Here is an 18,276-nt window from a genome sequence, read left to right as displayed (position 1 = left end):
AGTAACGTTAAACCTGAGCAGCTACTTCGTTGTGCTGCTCAATAAACTCAATTAACGCATCAGCCGGCATTGGTTTTGCAAAATAGAAGCCTTGAATGTATTCGCATTTGAGGCTTTTTAACGTCTGTAACTGAGCTTTAGTTTCAACCCCTTCCGCAACAACCTTCAGGCCAAGGTTATGTGCCATTGCAATAATTGACGCGACCATATTACGGTCTTTGTCGTTGATGGTAATGTCATCAACAAAGGCTTTATCAATTTTCAGGCTGTTCATAGGAAAACGCTTAAGGTACGACAGCGAAGAGTAACCTGTACCAAAATCATCCAGAGCCAGTTTTACACCCATATCAGATAGGTTTTCCATCATAGTAATGGCGCGTTCAGGGTCGCTCATGACCATGCCTTCGGTTATCTCAAACTCAACATGGCGAGGATGCAACCCCTCTTCACGTAAAATTTGCTCAATTTGTAAGGCCAGACTTGATTGCATAAACTGTCGGGCAGACAAATTAACAGCGATGCTCTTCGGGGAGCCCTGACAGGCCATAAAACGCTTCATATCACGGCATGCCAGCCGTAAAACTTCTTCGCCCAGGGGAATGATAAGCCCGGTTTCTTCGGCCAGAGGAATGAAGTCTGCCGGGTTAATCATTGAGCCGTCTTCACTCTCAATGCGAGCCAGTGCTTCTAGTCCGGCAATATGCCCGGAGTGTATTTCTATTTTCGGTTGGTAGTAAACCCGAATATTATGAGACTTTAATGCCGCTCTTAATTCATTTTCCAGCTTGAGTCGTTTGACTGCGTTTTCGTTCATCGACTGACTGAAAAACTGATAACAGTTTCCGCCACGCTGCTTCGCATGATACATGGCCATATCGGCTTTTTGTAAAAGCTCTTGCGAAGTCTGGCCGTCGTGAGGGTAAAGTACAATGCCAATGGAACTGCCAATGACAATTTCATGCTGCTCAATAAAGTAGGGCTCTGCCACCTTAAGGTTAATTTGATTGGCTAAATCGCCAATTAGGTTAATGTCCACGCTGTCTTCAATGAGCAAACCAAACTCATCTCCACCCAGACGGTAAAGAGTATCCTGTCGACGACCAATATCCATGAGTCGCTCGGCAACCTGACATAAAAGTTCGTCACCAATCTCATGACCTAAGGAGTCGTTAATTTTCTTAAAGTCATCTAAATCAAAGAGTAATAAAGTATGTGAAACCTTTTTCCTGACCAGATTTGAATGACTGACCTGAAAGTAAGAGCGGTTCGGCAGTCCGGTTAATGTATCTGTGTTTGACAGGCGCCGAAGTTCGTTTTCTGTATGGCGCCTTTCGGTGATATCCGAAAAACTGGCAACAATGAGTGACACCTCGCCGTTATCATCCCTAACAGCATCAAGAGTTAATTCCATCAGGAACTCTTCACCGTTGGCTTTAACATCGGTGATTTCACCACGCCAGGTTCCTTCTTTAATTACCGACCTCTTTATCTGGTTAACAAAGCTTTCGGGATAACACTCAAGCGTTAATAACTGACCTAGCACCTGGTCACGACTGAAGCCGCTAATTCGTTCAAACGCATTATTGACTTCGCGTTTTCGGAAAAAACGATCGAAGATGCAAATTCCATCAGATATATTCGTAATCGAAGAGGCCAGCATTGTAATTCGTTCTTCAGAGCTTACCAGTCTGCTTATATCACTTAGCGTACCGAACATGGTTCGCCGTTCATTGTTAACTTGGATTTTCCCTCTATCTAATACCCATAGCCAATTGCCTTGATTGTCCAACCGGTAGCTGCATTCGAACAACTCAGACTCCCCACTTAAATGGTCTTCAAGGCTTTTTTGTAGTCGTTTTAGATCTTCCGGATGCACGTTAGACTTGCCACCAGATAGGCCTAGCCGTATACCGTCAATAGAGAAAGCAGGGCAGTTGTCCCAGATATTCTGTCGTATCAGCTCTCCTGACTCGAGATCCCACTCCCAGCATTGGTAACGGCTGGATAGGACGCCTTGAGCCTGCCGCCGATATTGTTTAAGGTCGTGGCGCATTTTCGCCTGACGCTGGCGTTGATAAAGCCAGTACGAGAACAAGCACAGGATAATGATAAGTATGTAGCCGAGCCAGGCTAAAGGCGTTTTCCAAAAGGGAGCGGGCACGTCAAGCTGAGCCACAGCCGATGGCGACCAACGGTCTTCGCGATAAGCTACCTGAACTTCTAGTTTATGAGATCCGGAGGGCAATGAAGATAGTTGCAGTGATGCCCTGTTGTTCTCTAAAGTTTGCCAATTATTTTCTGCATGACTCAATTTGTAGCGATAGCGTAACTCTGCCGGAGCTGCTGAAAACGGAACCGTAAAGTCTGCTATAAATGTAGCATTATTGACTCTTTCTAAATCAATATGGGGTGGTTTGTCTAACGGTTCATTATCGACAGAAATTACCTTTTTCTGCGAGACTTGTCCAAATGCGTTTATTTCGATGGCTTCGGTCTTTGTATGCAGCCAAAGCGAATGGTTAAACGTCGTTAAGTTCAAATTATCGGGCGTTGCCGATAATGCTGACGTTACCAGTGAATTCCAGTCTCTATTAATAATATCGTACTGATATAGGGCTCCGGAATTATCAACAAGATAAAGTTGGTTTGCGAATAAACGCATTTTATTGATCTCAAACTGGGCATCAGGGTAGTGATTAAGCTCCGAGATTTCTTCATTGACTGTATCGTAAAATACTAACCCTAACTCGGTCGCTAACCACCAGTTACCGTTGTCATCTTGTATTGCTGCTGATACTTGTTGCATCAGTTGCGGAATGTTAATGCTTGCTGAGCTTTGCTTTTTATTGAAATTGGAAGCAAGGGTAGCCGGAGCAAAAGGCGTGTTTATTTGAAATACGCCCTGATTATTGGTTAAGAAAAAAACATCTCCCCGGGTAATTTCTTTAGCTGCGGCTGCGGGTGCGTTATGTAGCAGGGTGAGCTTCCCATTTCGTAATTCATAAAGGCCATTTGCCGTACTGAGTAAAATTGCGGAATTGTTCTGAGTTAATGCTAAATTATTAACTCTCTCTATGTTGTTAAGGTAATCTGGAAGGGGGGTTAAACGTAAATCTTTGTCCAGCAGAATCAAACCTTGCTCTGTTGCAAGCCATAGCTGATTCTGAAAGTGAACCGCAGCATAAAGCTGGCTGCCCGGTATTTTTTCTGTAATTGGGTTTTGTTTACTAACCGCAAAAACTTCGCTGGAAAACCCGTCCCAAACAAATAACCCCTGATTATCAGTACTTAACCAGTTCCATTTCTTTCCGTGATAAATATAGTTGACTTGCTGAATGGGACTGCCGTTATAGCTTAGATTTAATGGTTCAAAAACCTTTGTTCCGGGAGTGTGGCGGTAAATTAATCTGCTTGTAGCAATCAGTAACCGGCCTTTTTCATCTTCTGATATGTGCTTTATACGAATCTGTTCACCAGACTGATGACCCGCTAAATCGAACGTATGAAGCTCATGTTCTGATGAAAACTGAAGTTTTGCCAGACCGCTGTGAGTTCCGAGCCATAGTGCACCCGATGTATCAAAAAACAGATGTTCGATATCATCTGGAAGCAAATGCTTCTTCGCCTCAGATAAGGCTAAACCGTTTTTGAACTCGTTGCCATCGAACCGAGTTAAGCCGCTGACTGTCGCTATCCACAAGAAACCTTCAGGCCCCTGGGCTATAGCATTTACATGGTTGCTGGGTAAGCCATCATTAAAGGTCCATTGATGTACTGAATTGTCTGTGGGGGACTGCTGTGCGTAAACATGAAAGCTAAAGCTTCCGGATAACAAAATACATAGAAAAAGAGCAGAGCATAATGTTCTGATAGGCAATGTAAAATTCACGACAAACCTATTGAATGGCTACTTTAGCAGCTCTTTATTGTTAATATATCGTTAAGATAACGAGAGAGGTACTTACTGTCAAAGACTATTCTACTCGGTCAGAGTTTGGGTTTGAAGCCTTAGCGCTTGCGATTTATCACCTAAACGCAGTTTTATTCGTTCTAGCCAGTCACTGAGTTGACAATGTTCCAGCGCACTGAGGAGTTCTTGCTGGCGGTTGAACCCTGTATCGGCGAGTTGAATAGCGCCCCAAAGTCTCTGGCTTCGAACCCTTAAGTTGCGATCAATTGTCTTAATTTGCTGGTTAAGTACTGACTTAGCGTGGTGCCATTCTTTCAGTGTCAGATCCTCAAGCTCAGCAAGTTGCACGTTAATCACGTCATGTATTGCTTGATAAAGTTTATCGGCATCAAACTCGTGGGACTGTAAGAAGAATAAGATTCCGGGTAGACGTTGTACCGGAAAGTACTGGCTTCCGGCAGCATAACCCAGTTGTTGTTCGGTTCGTAAAGCCTGAAATATCGGTTGATGAATTAACTGTTGCAAGAGCATAAAGCTGATTTGCTCGGTTGAAGTATCATCTTCGCCCTGAAAATAAAGCAAAATAGCGGTATCTGAGTGTTCAGCAGGAACAATTAATTGCTGCGAACAGAAGTCGCGGACACGTTTAACCGGAAGTCTTCTGTTGGGAGCGCTTCGTTGGTCAGGGAGGTTATTTTTAATAAGCTGTCCCAGCTCCAGAGCATCGTCTTTTTGCCAGTCGCCATGAGCTAGCGCAGTAACATGCACTGGGGAGAAAAGCTTAGCGACTTCTATTGTAAACTGACGGAAAGAGACCTTCTCCAGTTCACAGGCTAAATCGCTAAGCCGAAATAAACCGGATTGCAACTGCTGATTCAGTTCAGCAAAAAGCTTGTTCAGTGGTTGACTCTGATGAGCGGAGTGCCAGTTACTTAGCAGACTTTGCTTTAGATCCTGCCAGCGGCGTCTTGCAAAACGAGTTTTTACAGCCCGCCGGATAAGGTGTTGCATTAACGGAATTTGACCGGCAGAAAGCCCGGTTGTATGTATTGTTATGCCATTTTGAGTCGGGTAAATATTAAAGTGCAATCCAGCGACTTCGGCGTCATACAAGTCGTCATTTAACGCATCTATCATAAGCTCAGACCATAATCTGGCGATAGCGAAGTGAAAAGCTGAATTGGTTACCGCGGGTAACCTCAAGGACAAGTAGATATGCCCTTTGGGCACCCGGAAATCACGATCCTGCAAGTGCCATAGTTGTAACTGCGCGCTGTCTTCTAATCGTGTTGGCAAAGAACCACCAGACTCCAGAGGTAAAGGTTTAAATCGGGAATTGAGAAAACGGTTCGGCTTGGGTAACTGACAGTTGAAGTCATCCGGTGTTGATAAAAATAGCTGAAACTGTTTTTTGCTAATAGGGTTCAAACTATATTCCGTATGATAAATCGGCGCGACGTCAGTCGTACGGACATCAGGAGCAATTAGAGTAATACGCGCATTTTCAGCGGTCATCTGCTGCAGGGTTTTGGCTGCATAGGAATGATTTAACCCATCCATACGATAATCACCGTAGAGAGTGTCTTCCGGTTTATAGTGAAAAGCGTTTACGGCGAGCTGGTTAGCCAATTCTCCGACCGGAGTCGGCTCTTGATAAAGAAAACTCATTTCTGTGGTAATACGGCGCTCTTTGTAGCGCCAGTCTTCGATCCCGTCAGCTTCTATTTTTCGTATATAGGCAAAAACCCACTGAACAACCTGTTCAACTCTGTGGCGTCCAGACTCAGTAAGCTGGATATTAATATTAAAATCTTTGAAGTTACTACCACTAATGCCACCGCCCGCTGAAAGTGAGTTGACCCAACCCTTCGAACGCAACGAACTAAATAAACTTCCCGGACCCTCGTAGCCTAATAAATGCGCAATAAAGCTGGTGGTTTTATGCGGGTAGTCTGCGTCGATACTCGGTAACGGTAGTGTCAAAATAAGACGGTAAGCTGCTTTGATGGGCTTAACTTTTATCCATACTCCTTTTTGTTCCTTGCGATAAAGAGGAGCATTAATAGAAGTTTTTTTAGTAAGTTGCTGCTTAATGTCAGCGAAGTAGCGGTGTGCTAATTGCTTAAGTTTAGCAATAGATTGAGGCCCTGCAATGACCAGCCGCATTCTTTGCGCTACGTAATGCTCATTAAAAAAAAGCTGCAATTTGCTTTTTAAGGTACCGTGCTCATCGTGTCTGAGAGTATTAAGATTGCCCACAGAAAACTGACTGAAAGGGTGTTTTGGGTTAGCCGTAACCTTGTGAACCTGATACAAGCGTCGGAGTTCATCATTCTGTTTCAGGCGAAACTCCGACTCTATAGAACTTATTTCTTTGTCTATCCAACTCTCCGACAGCAATGGTTTTTTCAGCATAGCGGAAAAAAATTCCAGCGCCTGTGGCAGTGCATTAGCATTGCAGTCAAAGTGATAGTTAGTAAATTCAGTGCCGGTCCAGGCGTTGTGCTGGCCACCCTGCAAATTTAAGAAGTGTCCAAAAGCGGAGGGTTCAGGAAACGCCTGGCTTCCTAAAAATAACATGTGTTCCAAAAAATGAGCCAACCCCTGAGTATGTTCAGGGTCATCGAAGTGGCCGGCATTTACCGCGACAGACGCCGCGGCTTTCTGGCTATCAGGGCAGTGAACCAACAACACCTTAAGCTGGTTCTCTAATGTCAGGTGCTGATAGTCTCGTTTGTCTCCAGAACTTCGGACAACACGGACGACCTCATCGTTAGGTGAAGAGTTCGCCATAATTCTCCTTGATATAGATTTCGAGGCGAGTTACTGATCCAGTGCCTGATTAAAGTCTTCTGGTTTATCAAAGTCGCCTTTAAAATCCTGCAAGCGCTTGTCGTTGAAGGTTAGTACCAGTTCTTTACGGTAATCCTCACCTGAATTGGGATCCATTTTATAAAGGTATACCCAGCGGTCAGAGTCAAAACTGTTCTGCGCAACAGGGGTTCCCAGCACAAAAACCACTTGTTCTTCGGTCATTCCTACACGCAATTTGTCGACATCGTCTTGCTCAAGATAATTTCCCTGAGGAATATCAATGCGATATACCATTTTATCGAGAAGAGAACAGCCATTTAAGGTTATAACGGCAACTAGAAAAACTCCAAATCTTGACATGAAATACCTATTAAAATTAATCTCAATTGATTGTATTGGCGTCGATGATAAACAATGACTTACCCGAACGCCAGTATAGAACGAATTTAACTGGCGAGTAATTCTCTCGCGTTAGCTTTCGCCATGTCGGTGACCTTGTCGCCGCCCAATAAGCGTGCCAGCTCCACAACTCTTTGTTCTTTCGATAACGCAACCACTGCGGTTTCAGTTTCGGCTCCATCTGTTGACTTGCTCACTTGCAATTGTTGATGAGCTTTAGCCGCGACTTGTGGTAAGTGGGTAACACAAATAACCTGAGAGGTTTTCCCCAAAGCCTGAAGCATAGAACCCACTATTGATGCCGTAGGGCCACTGACGCCAACATCAACTTCATCAAACATCATGGTAGGAACCGTTTTCTGTGTTGCGGTCATCACCTGTATGGCAAGGCTAATTCGTGAAAGTTCACCCCCGGAAGCGACTTTATTCAGCGCCTGTATGGGTTGTCCCGGGTTGGTTGTGACCAGAAATTCGACCTCATCGGTACCCAGTCGGGTAGCCCGGGCGCTGGCATCATGTTCAACCTGAATAACAAAACGACCATGGGGCATATTCAACTCTTGCATCGAGCTGCTTATTTTTTGACTTAATTCCGCAGCTGCCTGCTCGCGGCTAGCGGAAAGCTTAAGGGCACTCTCACGGTAAACTTTGCGAGCCTGCTGCCGGTCTTCGTCAAGCTTCTCGGCTTGTTCACCGGCTTGTTCCAGATTATCAAGCTCATCTATTAGCTTTTTGTGTTGCTGGCTCAGTTCCGAGCCGGGTATCTGGTGCTTCTTCGCTAAATGGATAGCGGCGCTTAAGCGGTCTTCTATAATCTGAAGTTCGCCCGGGTCGAGCTCTAAGTCGTCCTGATACTGGCGTAATTCAAGTGCCGCTTCTTCAATGTGTACTTTCGCCTGTTGCAGTAACTGGTTAATAGGAGAAAGCGCGGTATCCATCTCTTCAGCTTCAGCTAAGCGTTGGCTGGCTGACTGAACCAGGCTGGATGCGTTATTGTGCTCTCCTTCGTAAAGAGCGTTTAAAGCAAACACGCCAGCTTCGAGTAAAACCTTGCTGTTACTTAAGCGTTTGTGTTTTTGCTCCAGCTCGTCGAATTCGCCATCAGCTAGCGCGAACTCATTCAGCTCATTAACCTGGTATTCAAGTAATTGACGCTGGGCTTCCAGCTCTTCTTTTTGTTGCTGATAGCTTTGGTATTGTTTTTCAACTGAAGCCCAGTTTTTATAGTCTTGCTGGACTTTGTCTAATAAGTGCTGATGGCGGGCGTAGCTATCGAGTAGCGTTAATTGATGCTCCTCTTTTAACAATAGTTGATGTTCGTGCTGACCATGAATGTTAACTAACAGAGGTGCAAGGGATTTTTGCTGACTGACGGGAACCGGTGTTCCGTTAATCCATGCTTTGGAGCGTCCGTCGCGCTGAATAACCCGACGTAAAACGCAGTCATCATCAGCATCAAACTCATTTTCAGTTAACCACTGATGGGCGGGGCTGGCATCTTCCAAAGCGAAAACAGCTGTAATTTCCGCTTTTTCCTGGCCCGGACGAACCCAGTTAGCATCGGCCCGACTACCCAGGCAAAGGCTCAAGGCATCCAGAGCTATAGATTTACCGGCGCCGGTTTCACCGGTGATAGCGGTCATGCCGTTGTGAAATTCAATGTCTAAAGATTTAACGACTGCAAAGTTGCGAATAGTTAATTGGGATAACATAATCTTCGCTCCAATACTGTTGATATATACAGGTTATACAGTATTTATACAGTAGCTGCGTCGAAATGCAAGTATCCTGTTTAAAAAAGTCGGCTACCCCAGCCTAGTTTATTACGTAATACGTGATAGTAGTTGTGGTCAATAGGATGAATCATACGTAAGGCTTTAGGGTATTTTTTAATAATAACATCATCCCCGGGGTGTACTGTCATCCTGACATGTCCATCGCAACTGATTTGCAGTAAGTCATTGTCGAAAGCTGCTTTCAACCTGACTTCACTGTTACCGTCGACGACAATTGGCCGACTGCTTAAAGTATGGGGAAACATAGTCACCAGAGTCATTGCGTCCAGACCGGGATGCAAAATAGGGCCGCCGCCTGACAATGAATAGGCGGTAGAGCCGGTTGGAGTGGCGCAAATTAAACCATCAGAGCGTTGACTAAAGACAAAATGGTCGTTCACGTAGAGTTCAAACTCTATCATGTGCGCGACTTTGTCGGAGTGCAGGACAATTTCATTAATTGCTCTGCCGGTACCCGATGAACTGCCGTTGTTAATGACTTCGGCGGAGAGCAGGAAACGTTCTTCTACGTGGTAGTTTCCATTAAGTACAGACAACAAAGGCGTCATGACTTCGTCAGGGTCTAAGTCGGTTAAAAAGCCCAAATTACCGCGATTGACGCCGATAACACCGATATCATACTCACATAAGGCGCGGGCAGCACCGAGCATGTTGCCATCACCACCGACGACAATAGCAATTTCGGCCCATTCACCTAAGTCCGGCAGGCTCAGCGTCTCAACTTCTTCCGGCAGGTTTAATTGCTCCGCCGTACGTGCTTCCAGACACAGCGCAAAACCACGATGAATTAAAGCCGTGGTAATCGTTTCTAAAGTTAACTGGGTACCACGGTCGTCGGCTTTGCCGAGTAACCCAATCTTTGTAAAAGCGCTCATTAACGGGATCCTTATGCGTTCGTGTGCTTACGCTACGATGAGCAAGAAAATTTATCAAGTAAGAGAAATCCCCTTGAAAGAAAAAAACTTGCCCCCATTAATCTTGCAACCTTAATTTTAAACTGGTTAAAGAGAGTCACTTATGACCGACAAAAACGATTCGAAACAGAAAAACGAAGCGGCTGATGAGCCGACCGTTGAGCAGCAAAAAGCTGAACAGGAAGCTGCACAGGCAGCGGAAGAGGCGTTGCAGCAGGACGTAGCAGCCGATGAAACTGAAACTGCGGGACAGTCATCAGAGCAAACGGATCGCATTGCTGAGCTGGAATTAGCTTTAAGTAAAGCAGAAGCGAAAGTAAATGATCAACGCGACTCGGTACTGCGCACCCAGGCTGAAATGGAAAATGTTCGTCGCCGGGCCAGTCAGGATGTTGAAAAAGCACATAAGTTTGCGCTGGAGAAGTTTGCTAATGAAATACTAACCTCTGTAGATAACCTGGAGCGTGCTTTACAGCTGGCTGATAAAGAAGATGAAGCGAACAAAAACTTTGTAGAGGGGATTGAGCTTACCTACAAAAATTTAACCTCAACTCTGGAAAAGTTCGGTGTAAAAGCAATTGGTGCAGAAGGCGAAGCCTTTAATCCGGATCAACACCAGGCCATGTCGATGCAGGAATCCGATGAGCATCCGAACAATACTATTATGGCGGTAATGCAAAAAGGCTACGAGCTGAATGGACGCCTGTTGCGTCCGGCAATGGTAATGGTGGCGCGTAACTCGAACTCGGGTGTGGATACAAAAGCGTAACAAAATCGAAAATTATCCCTGTGTTGGGTATTGAAATTCGAACATAGGCACCCCAGATAAGGGGTAACGAAACAAATTACATGAATCAGAAGTTGGAGACGAATCATGGGTAAAACGATTGGTATAGATTTAGGTACAACAAACTCTTGCGTTGCTGTACTGGATGGTGGCAAAGCTCGCGTTATTGAAAATGGCGAAGGCGACCGTACAACGCCGTCAGTAGTTGCATTTACTGACGATGGCGAAATTTTGGTCGGTTCACCGGCAAAACGCCAGGCAGTAACCAACCCAAATAAAACCTTATTTGCGATTAAGCGCCTAATTGGCCGTCGCTTTCAGGACGAAGAAGTACAGCGTGATATCGGTATTATGCCTTACAAAATTGTTAAGGCTGACAACGGTGACGCATGGGTAGAAATTGATGGTGACAAAAAAGCGCCACCACAAATTTCTGCGGAAGTCCTGAAAAAGATGAAAAAGACCGCCGAAGAATTTCTGGGCGAGAAAGTAACGGATGCGGTAATTACTGTACCGGCATACTTTAACGATGCCCAGCGTCAGGCAACCAAAGACGCCGGTAAAATCGCTGGTCTTAACGTAAAACGTATTATTAACGAACCAACAGCCGCTGCTTTAGCGTACGGCATGGACAAGAAGTCCGGCGACAACGTGATTGCGGTGTATGACTTAGGTGGTGGTACGTTCGATATCTCTATTATTGAGATTGACGAAGTTGAAGGTGAGCATACCTTCGAAGTACTGGCAACTAACGGTGATACACACTTAGGTGGTGAAGACTTTGATAACCGTTTAATCAACTACTTAGTTGAGCAGTTCCAAAAAGACCAGGGCATGGACTTGCGTAAAGATCCATTAGCTATGCAGCGTCTTAAAGAAGCCGCAGAGAAAGCGAAAATTGAACTGTCGTCAGCGCAGCAGACCGAAGTGAACTTGCCGTACATTACGGCAGACAACGCAGGTCCTAAGCACATGGCCATTAAAGTGACCCGTGCGAAGCTGGAATCACTGGTTGAAGATTTAATCAAGAAGTCGCTTGAGCCATTGAAACAGGCTTTAGCCGATGCGGATCTGTCTGTCAGCGACATTCAGGACATTATCATGGTCGGTGGTCAGACTCGTATGCCGAAAGTACAGGCTGCGGTAACGGACTTCTTCGGTAAAGAACCACGTCGCGATGTGAACCCTGACGAAGCTGTTGCAGTGGGTGCTGCGGTTCAGGCTGGCGTATTGCAAGGTGACGTTAAAGACGTATTGTTGCTGGATGTTTGTCCTCTGTCGCTGGGTATCGAAACCATGGGCGGCGTAATGACGAAACTGATTGAGAAGAACACTACGATTCCGACTAAAGAATCGCAAACCTTCTCAACGGCTGAAGATAATCAGTCCGCGGTAACCATTCATGTTATTCAGGGTGAACGTAAACGCGCAGGGGATAACAAATCTCTGGGGCAGTTTAACCTGGAAGGCATTCGCGCAGCAGCTCGTGGTGTACCACAAATCGAAGTCACTTTTGACATTGATGCGGACGGCATTCTGCACGTATCAGCCAAAGATAAAGACACGGGTAAAGAGCAGAAGATTACTATCAAAGCTTCTTCTGGCCTGGATGAGTCTGAAGTCGATAAAATGGTTAAAGATGCTGAAGCCCATGCTGAAGAAGACAAGAAGTTTGAAGAAATGGTGCAGGCACGTAACCAGGCAGACGGTTTGGTTCACGCAACCCGTAATCAACTGAAAGAAGTTGGCGATGCCTTGTCTCAGGAAGACAAAGACGCGATTGAGAAAGCTTGTGAAGAACTTGAGCAAGCGTCTAAAGATGGTGATAAAGAAGCCATTGATGCGAAATCTCAGGCGTTGATGGAAGCATCACAGAAACTGATGGAAGCAGCTCAGCAGCAACAGGCACAACAAGGTGCTGAAGGTGCAGCTGGCGGTGAACAGCAGTCTTCCAAAGCGGATGATGATGTCGTTGATGCTGAATTTGAAGAAGTCAAAGACGACGATAAGAAGTAAGCATTAAGGCAACTTCGCAAAAGCACACGGGTGTTGCCGCAAGGTAATACCCGTGTATTTGTATCAGGCTGACAAACAGCACAGATAGAAGACGAAGAAATTATGGCGACGCAAGATTTTTATCAGGTTCTGGGCGTATCGAAAGACGCCAATGAACGTGACATTAAAAAAGCCTACAAACGTATGGCAATGAAGTATCACCCGGACAGAACCGAGGGTGATAAAGATATGGAAATTAAGTTTAAAGAGATTAAGCAGGCGTACGAAGTTCTTTCTGATCCTCAGAAACGCCAGATGTATGATCAATATGGGCATGAAGCTTTCGAACAGGCACGCCAGGGCGGAGCTGGCCATGGTGCAGGCGGATTCGGCGGTGGCGGTGCTGATTTTGCTGATATCTTTGGTGATGTCTTCGGTGATATTTTTGGCGGCGGCAGACGTCAGCAAGCCCGCGCGCAACGTGGCGCAGATTTGCGCTACAACCTGGATATGTCGCTGGAAGAAGCGGTTCGGGGTAAAACCGTTGAGCTAGAAATTCCAACGCTGGTAGAATGTCGCGACTGTAATGGTAGTGGTGCGAAAAAAGGTAGTAAGCCGCAAACCTGTGGTCATTGTCATGGCTCAGGTCAAATTCAGATGCGCCAGGGCTTTTTTGCCGTGCAGCAAACTTGTCCTCAATGTCGTGGAACCGGCACGATTATTAAAGATCCTTGTCGCACATGTCATGGTCATGGCCGTAAAGAAGAGACTAAAACCTTGTCGGTTAAAATTCCGGCGGGGGTCGATACCGGTGACCGCATTCGTTTAGCGAATGAAGGTGAAGCGGGCGAACATGGCGCACCGGCAGGTGATTTATACGTTCAGGTTCACGTACGGGAGCATCCTATTTTTGCCCGCGACGGCAATAATTTGTTCTGTGAAGTCCCTGTAAGCTTTACTAAAGCGGCTCTTGGTGGTGACATTGAGGTTCCAACTCTGGAAGGCAAAGTAAAACTGAAAGTGCCTAAAGAGACACAAACGGGTAAACATTTCCGGTTACGTGGTAAAGGCGTTAAGTCAGTTCGCACGGGGGAAGTCGGCGACCTGATTTGCAAAGTGATGATTGAAACCCCTGTAAATCTGTCATCTAAGCAACGTGACATGTTGGAAGAGCTTGAAGATTCAATGGGTACCGGTGATGAAGCCGCAAAATTCCGACCCAAAGAAAAAGGTTTTTTCGACGGCGTGAAACAATTCTTTGATGACTTACGTAGCTAGATTGTCTATCACTATAGTAAGTGAGTGATTAAAAGGGCGGAGGCAGTCAATGAATTGGAAGACAGTAGCGTTAAGTGCCTGTACGTTGGTTGTACTGGCCAGTTGTGCAAAATCTCCGACGGGACGCTCGCAGTTGCAACTTTATTCAAGTAGCGAATTGAATAAAATGGGGGCTGCCTCCTACGAAGAAATGCGCGAAGAACAGAAAATTAATGACGATGCTGAGGTCAATGCTTACGTGCGTTGTGTCAGCGATGCATTAATAGAAAATTTGCCAGGAAATTATAGTCAGATGGACTGGCAAGTTACTGTTTTTGCAGAGCCTACGGTCAATGCTTTCGCTCTGCCCGGTGGTTATATTGGCGTATACGACGGCCTGATAGAGGTTGCCGAAAACCAGCATCAGCTTGCTGCAGTTATTGGGCATGAAATTGGCCACGTTATTGCTGAGCACAGTAATGAACGCATCTCCAGCAACATGATGGTCGGGCTTGGCTTACAGCTTGGCGGTATTCTCGCCAGTACTCAACTGGACAACGATAAAGCCGGTTTATTAATGGCCGCGTTGGGCGTAGGAGCTCAGGTTGGTATCCTGCTGCCTTATTCACGCACTCATGAATCGGAGTCGGATGAATTGGGGATGGAATATATGGCTGACGCTGGCTTCAAACTGGAAGAGGCTCCTGAGCTTTGGCGTAATATGCAATCGGCCTCAGACGGTGAGTCGCCGCCCGAGCTGTTGTCAACTCACCCGAATCCCCAAACTCGGATTAAAGACCTTGAAGCGCTGATTCCGTCGTTGCAAGAGCGTTATTCTGCGGCTCGTGCCGCGGGGAATACGCCAGACTGTCAACGTCCGGCATCGGTTGGCAGTTCAAACACATAAAGTAACAGAGGGAATGACTCCGTTCCCTCTGCCTTTCAAAAGGTTATAACCTAGTTCAATTTATTCTTTTTGACCTTCTCTTTAACGTTTTACCCTAGCTCCCATTTTTTATAAAGCGGCTGGGGAATTATGTTTAAAGCGTGGTTTGCAATTCCATTTTGGCAACGTGTTTTAGGTGCCTTTGTATTAGGCATGCTTATAGGTGGGCTGGCTCCCGAAGTTGGCGTTGCGCTTAAGCCTCTTGGTGATTTATTTATAAAAGCCATTAAGATGCTGGTCGCGCCGCTTATTTTTTGTGCCATTGTTAGTGCCATTACGGATTTGAATGATGGTAAGAAATTAGGTCGTTTGGGTGCTAAAACCATTGGCTTATTTATGCTGACCGCAGTGATTGCCAGTGCTATCGGCTTAACTCTGGCCAGTGTAATTGATATGAGCCCCGTAGCCACCTTGACCGCAACGGAGCAAAATGAAAAGCAAATTCCTGGCATCGCCCAGGTTTTCCTCAATTTTGTGCCGAGTAATCCTTTTGCTGCTTTAACCGAAGGTAATGTACTGCAAATCGTTGTTTTTGCTGCTTTGGTCGGTATTGCTATTCAGCGTTTAAAAGGCAAAGGTGAACCTTTGCGTAAGACGATAAAATCAGGCGCTGAAGTCATGTATGAAATTACCCGTATGGTGCTGCAGTTAACGCCTGTTGGTGTACTTGGCTTAATGTCCTGGGTTATTGGTGAATACGGTTTTAGTACCTTGCTGCCTCTGGCGAAATTTGTTGGTGTTATTTATTTGGCTTGTCTTATCCACATAGTCGTGGTTTACGGTGGTTTAATTCGTACTGCAGGCGGCATGAGCCCCTGGCAATTCTTCAAAGCGATATTTGATGCACAGATTGTCGCCTTTACCACGTGCAGTTCATTCGGCTCTTTACCGGCAGCGCACCGGGCTGTCACCGAACGTTTGGGGGTTTCGAAGGATTACGCCAGCTTCGTTTTGCCTTTAGGCGCCACCATTAATATGGACGGTTGCGGTGGTATTTATCCGGCTGTTGCTTCTATTTTTATTGCGCAGCTCTACGGAATACCGTTAGAGTGGATGGATTATGGTTTGATCATGCTAACAGCAACGCTGGCTTCGGTGGGAACTGCGGGCGTACCGGGTACTGCTCTGGTAATGTTAACTGTTACCCTTAATGTTATTGGGTTGCCTTTAGAAGGCATTGCGTTTATCGCTGCTATTGACCGCATCATTGATATGGCCCGAACCCTGACTAATGTGACCGGCGATATGATGGTTTCTAGAGTTGTTGCGCGTAGTGAAAACCTGTTGCAGGATCAAACTCATTTAGCGACGGAGTCAAAATAATGATCAATGTGGGCGTATTCGGAGCCTCAGGCAGAATGGGACAAGCGGTTATTCAGGCTTTGGCGGACGATAACGAAGCTAAGCTGGGTGCAGCCATTGTCAGAAAAAGCAGTAACAGTTACGGCGACAGTGCGACAGAGAACGAGCCCGTTCATTTTATTAGCGCCGACGAATTGCAGCCCGAGCAGGTTGATGTCCTTATTGATTTTTCTTTGCCTGAAGCACTCACTGAAAACCTGAAGCTTGCTGAACAATATCAATTACCTATTGTTGTTTGCACTACGGGGTTAAGCGAAGAACAGAAAGAACGGCTGGCACAGGCAGCCGAGACTGTACCGGTATTGTATGCTAGTAATACCAGCATCGGCATCGCTTTGCTGGAACAGCTGGTTGGTATAAGCAGTGCAGCATTACCTAATGCCGACATTGAAATTTTTGAGGCGCATCACCGACACAAAAAAGACGGCCCGTCGGGAACCGCACTGAGTTTGGGACAGGCTGCAGCGAAAGGCCGACAGCAAAGCTGGGATCAGGTTAACGATGGTATTCGCGCTGATGGACTGCGCAGCGAAGAGGGGATAGGTTTTTCTGTAATGCGGGCAGCGGATATTATCGGTGAACATCAGGTTACGCTGGCGGTCGCGGGTGAACGAATTGAGATTGGACATCGTGTCAGCAATCGAAAAACTTTTGCCGACGGAGCCTTACGTGCCGCCAAATGGCTTGAAGAACAAGCGCCCGGTTTTTATAGCCTGCAGGACACCTTAAATTTGCAGGACATACTGCAACGCATGCTCAAGCAATAAATACTGCTGGACGATTTTCGTAATATTTCGTAGAATGGCGAGAATTTGCCTGAATCAGTCCGAAGGCCGGCGTGATTTGGCAAAACGCGCGGTTCAGGACGCAAGACGGGGAAGTCAAATTATTGATTTACCCGTTTTTTTATGTACGGAGGTTGCCCTTGAGTATTCTAGCGAGTCAATCCGCTAAACGAGCGATTCTGGTGCTTGCTGACGGGACCGTGTTTCGCGGAACCGCTATCGGAGCCGAAGGCTCTGCAGTCGGCGAAGTGGTCTTCAACACGGCCATGACAGGTTACCAGGAAATTCTTACTGACCCATCTTATACAGAACAAATCGTTACTCTCACTTATCCCCATATAGGCAATACCGGTATTAACTCTGAAGACGCAGAGTCTGATCAGGTTTGGGCGAAAGGACTCATCATTAGAGATTTGGCAATGAAAGCCAGCAATTTCCGTAGTGAAGAGACGCTAAGTGCTTACTTGCAACGTCACAACGTGGTGGGGATTGCAGATATTGATACGCGTCGTTTAACTCGCATTTTGCGCGAAAAAGGTGCGCAAAATGGCTGCATTATGGTTGGCGAGCTGGATGAAAATAAAGCCCAGGAACTGGCTCAGAAGTTTCCGGGTTTAAAGGGAATGGATCTTGCGAAAGAAGTTTGCTGCGATAAGCCTTATGACTGGCAGGGCGGTAGCTGGCAGCTGGGCGAAGGCCATACCAAACCAGAGCAGAATAAATACCATGTAGTCGCTTATGATTACGGTTGTAAACACAACATTCTGCGTTTGCTGGCTGACCGAAACTGTAAGATTACAGTCGTACCGGCTCAAACGTCGGCCGAGGATGTACTGGCATTAAAACCCGATGGGGTCTTCTTATCGAATGGCCCGGGCGACCCTGAGCCTTGTGATTATGCGATTACAGCAATCAAAGCCTTACTGGATAAAGAGATTCCAATTTTTGGTATTTGCCTTGGTCATCAATTATTGGCTATTGCCAGTGGTGCGCACTCCATGAAAATGAAGTTTGGTCATCACGGTGCTAACCACCCGGTACAAGATTTAAAAACGAAACGGGTGATGATTACCAGCCAGAACCATGGCTTTGCCGTTGATGAGAAACAGCTGCCGGATAACCTGGAAGTGACTCACGTATCTTTGTTCGATGGAACATTGCAGGGTATTCGTCGCAAAGATAAGCCAGCCTTTAGTTTCCAGGGGCACCCCGAAGCAAGTCCGGGGCCGCACGATGCCAGTGAACTGTTTGACCAATTTATTGAATTGATGCAGGCCAAAGCCTGATTCGTCGAATAATATTCGATGCCGT

The 18,276-nt window shown here is 46.1% G+C and carries 12 protein-coding genes; 7 read left to right on the top strand and 5 right to left on the bottom strand.

Translation table 11 applies throughout. The annotated features are described in order from the left end of the window. Window positions 1-7 precede the first annotated feature (7 nt). From IL_RS05070 to nadK, 5 genes are all read right to left on the bottom strand, one after another. Entirely contained in the window at window positions 8-3,889 is a 3,882-nt protein-coding gene (locus IL_RS05070; RefSeq protein WP_081423215.1) for an EAL domain-containing protein, read from the bottom strand. 90 nt (window positions 3,890-3,979) lie between these two features. Beyond that, window positions 3,980-6,703 carry an insulinase family protein gene (locus tag IL_RS05065; protein WP_011234242.1) on the bottom strand — a complete coding sequence of 908 codons (2,724 nt, stop codon included), beginning with the start codon at window positions 6,701-6,703 and terminating at the stop codon, window positions 3,980-3,982. A gap of 30 nt (window positions 6,704-6,733) precedes the next feature. After that, complete coding sequence (locus tag IL_RS05060; protein WP_011234241.1) at window positions 6,734-7,084, bottom strand: outer membrane protein assembly factor BamE; 351 nt, start codon at window positions 7,082-7,084, stop codon at window positions 6,734-6,736. Between the two features lie 86 nt (window positions 7,085-7,170). Further along, window positions 7,171-8,835, bottom strand: a complete 1,665-nt coding sequence (recN, locus tag IL_RS05055; RefSeq protein WP_011234240.1) for a DNA repair protein RecN — start codon at window positions 8,833-8,835, stop codon at window positions 7,171-7,173. 80 nt (window positions 8,836-8,915) lie between these two features. Then, window positions 8,916-9,794, bottom strand: coding sequence for an NAD(+) kinase (gene nadK, locus IL_RS05050; RefSeq protein ID WP_011234239.1), 879 nt, complete (start codon window positions 9,792-9,794; stop codon window positions 8,916-8,918). A 142-nt stretch (window positions 9,795-9,936) separates the two neighbouring features. Here nadK and grpE point away from each other — a divergent pair, with 142 nt between their 5' ends. From grpE to carA, 7 genes are all read left to right on the top strand, one after another. Beyond that, window positions 9,937-10,602 carry a nucleotide exchange factor GrpE gene (gene grpE / locus IL_RS05045; protein WP_011234238.1) on the top strand — a complete coding sequence of 222 codons (666 nt, stop codon included), beginning with the start codon at window positions 9,937-9,939 and terminating at the stop codon, window positions 10,600-10,602. Window positions 10,603-10,707: 105 nt separating this feature from the next. Then, window positions 10,708-12,636 carry a molecular chaperone DnaK gene (gene dnaK, locus IL_RS05040; protein WP_011234237.1) on the top strand — a complete coding sequence of 643 codons (1,929 nt, stop codon included), beginning with the start codon at window positions 10,708-10,710 and terminating at the stop codon, window positions 12,634-12,636. 102 nt (window positions 12,637-12,738) lie between these two features. Beyond that, complete coding sequence (gene dnaJ / locus IL_RS05035; protein WP_011234236.1) at window positions 12,739-13,893, top strand: molecular chaperone DnaJ; 1,155 nt, start codon at window positions 12,739-12,741, stop codon at window positions 13,891-13,893. A gap of 49 nt (window positions 13,894-13,942) precedes the next feature. After that, a complete protein-coding gene (locus IL_RS05030; RefSeq protein ID WP_011234235.1) occupies window positions 13,943-14,779 on the top strand; it encodes a M48 family metallopeptidase in 837 nt (278 codons plus the stop codon). Window positions 14,780-14,908: 129 nt separating this feature from the next. After that, a complete protein-coding gene (locus IL_RS05025) occupies window positions 14,909-16,141 on the top strand; it encodes a dicarboxylate/amino acid:cation symporter (protein WP_011234234.1) in 1,233 nt (410 codons plus the stop codon). After that, on the top strand, window positions 16,141-16,947 hold the full coding sequence (gene dapB, locus IL_RS05020) for a 4-hydroxy-tetrahydrodipicolinate reductase (protein ID WP_011234233.1): 807 nt from the start codon (window positions 16,141-16,143) through the stop codon (window positions 16,945-16,947). Before IL_RS05025 ends, dapB begins: the two co-directional genes overlap by 1 nt. A 158-nt stretch (window positions 16,948-17,105) precedes the next feature. Continuing rightward, entirely contained in the window at window positions 17,106-18,251 is a 1,146-nt protein-coding gene (gene carA, locus IL_RS05015; protein WP_011234232.1) for a glutamine-hydrolyzing carbamoyl-phosphate synthase small subunit, read from the top strand. Window positions 18,252-18,276 lie beyond the last annotated feature (25 nt).

Origin of the sequence: Idiomarina loihiensis L2TR (genome assembly GCF_000008465.1) — a bacterium.
Classification (GTDB): Bacteria; Pseudomonadota; Gammaproteobacteria; order Enterobacterales; family Alteromonadaceae; genus Idiomarina; species Idiomarina loihiensis.
This window is presented reverse-complemented; position numbering and strand designations above follow the sequence as displayed.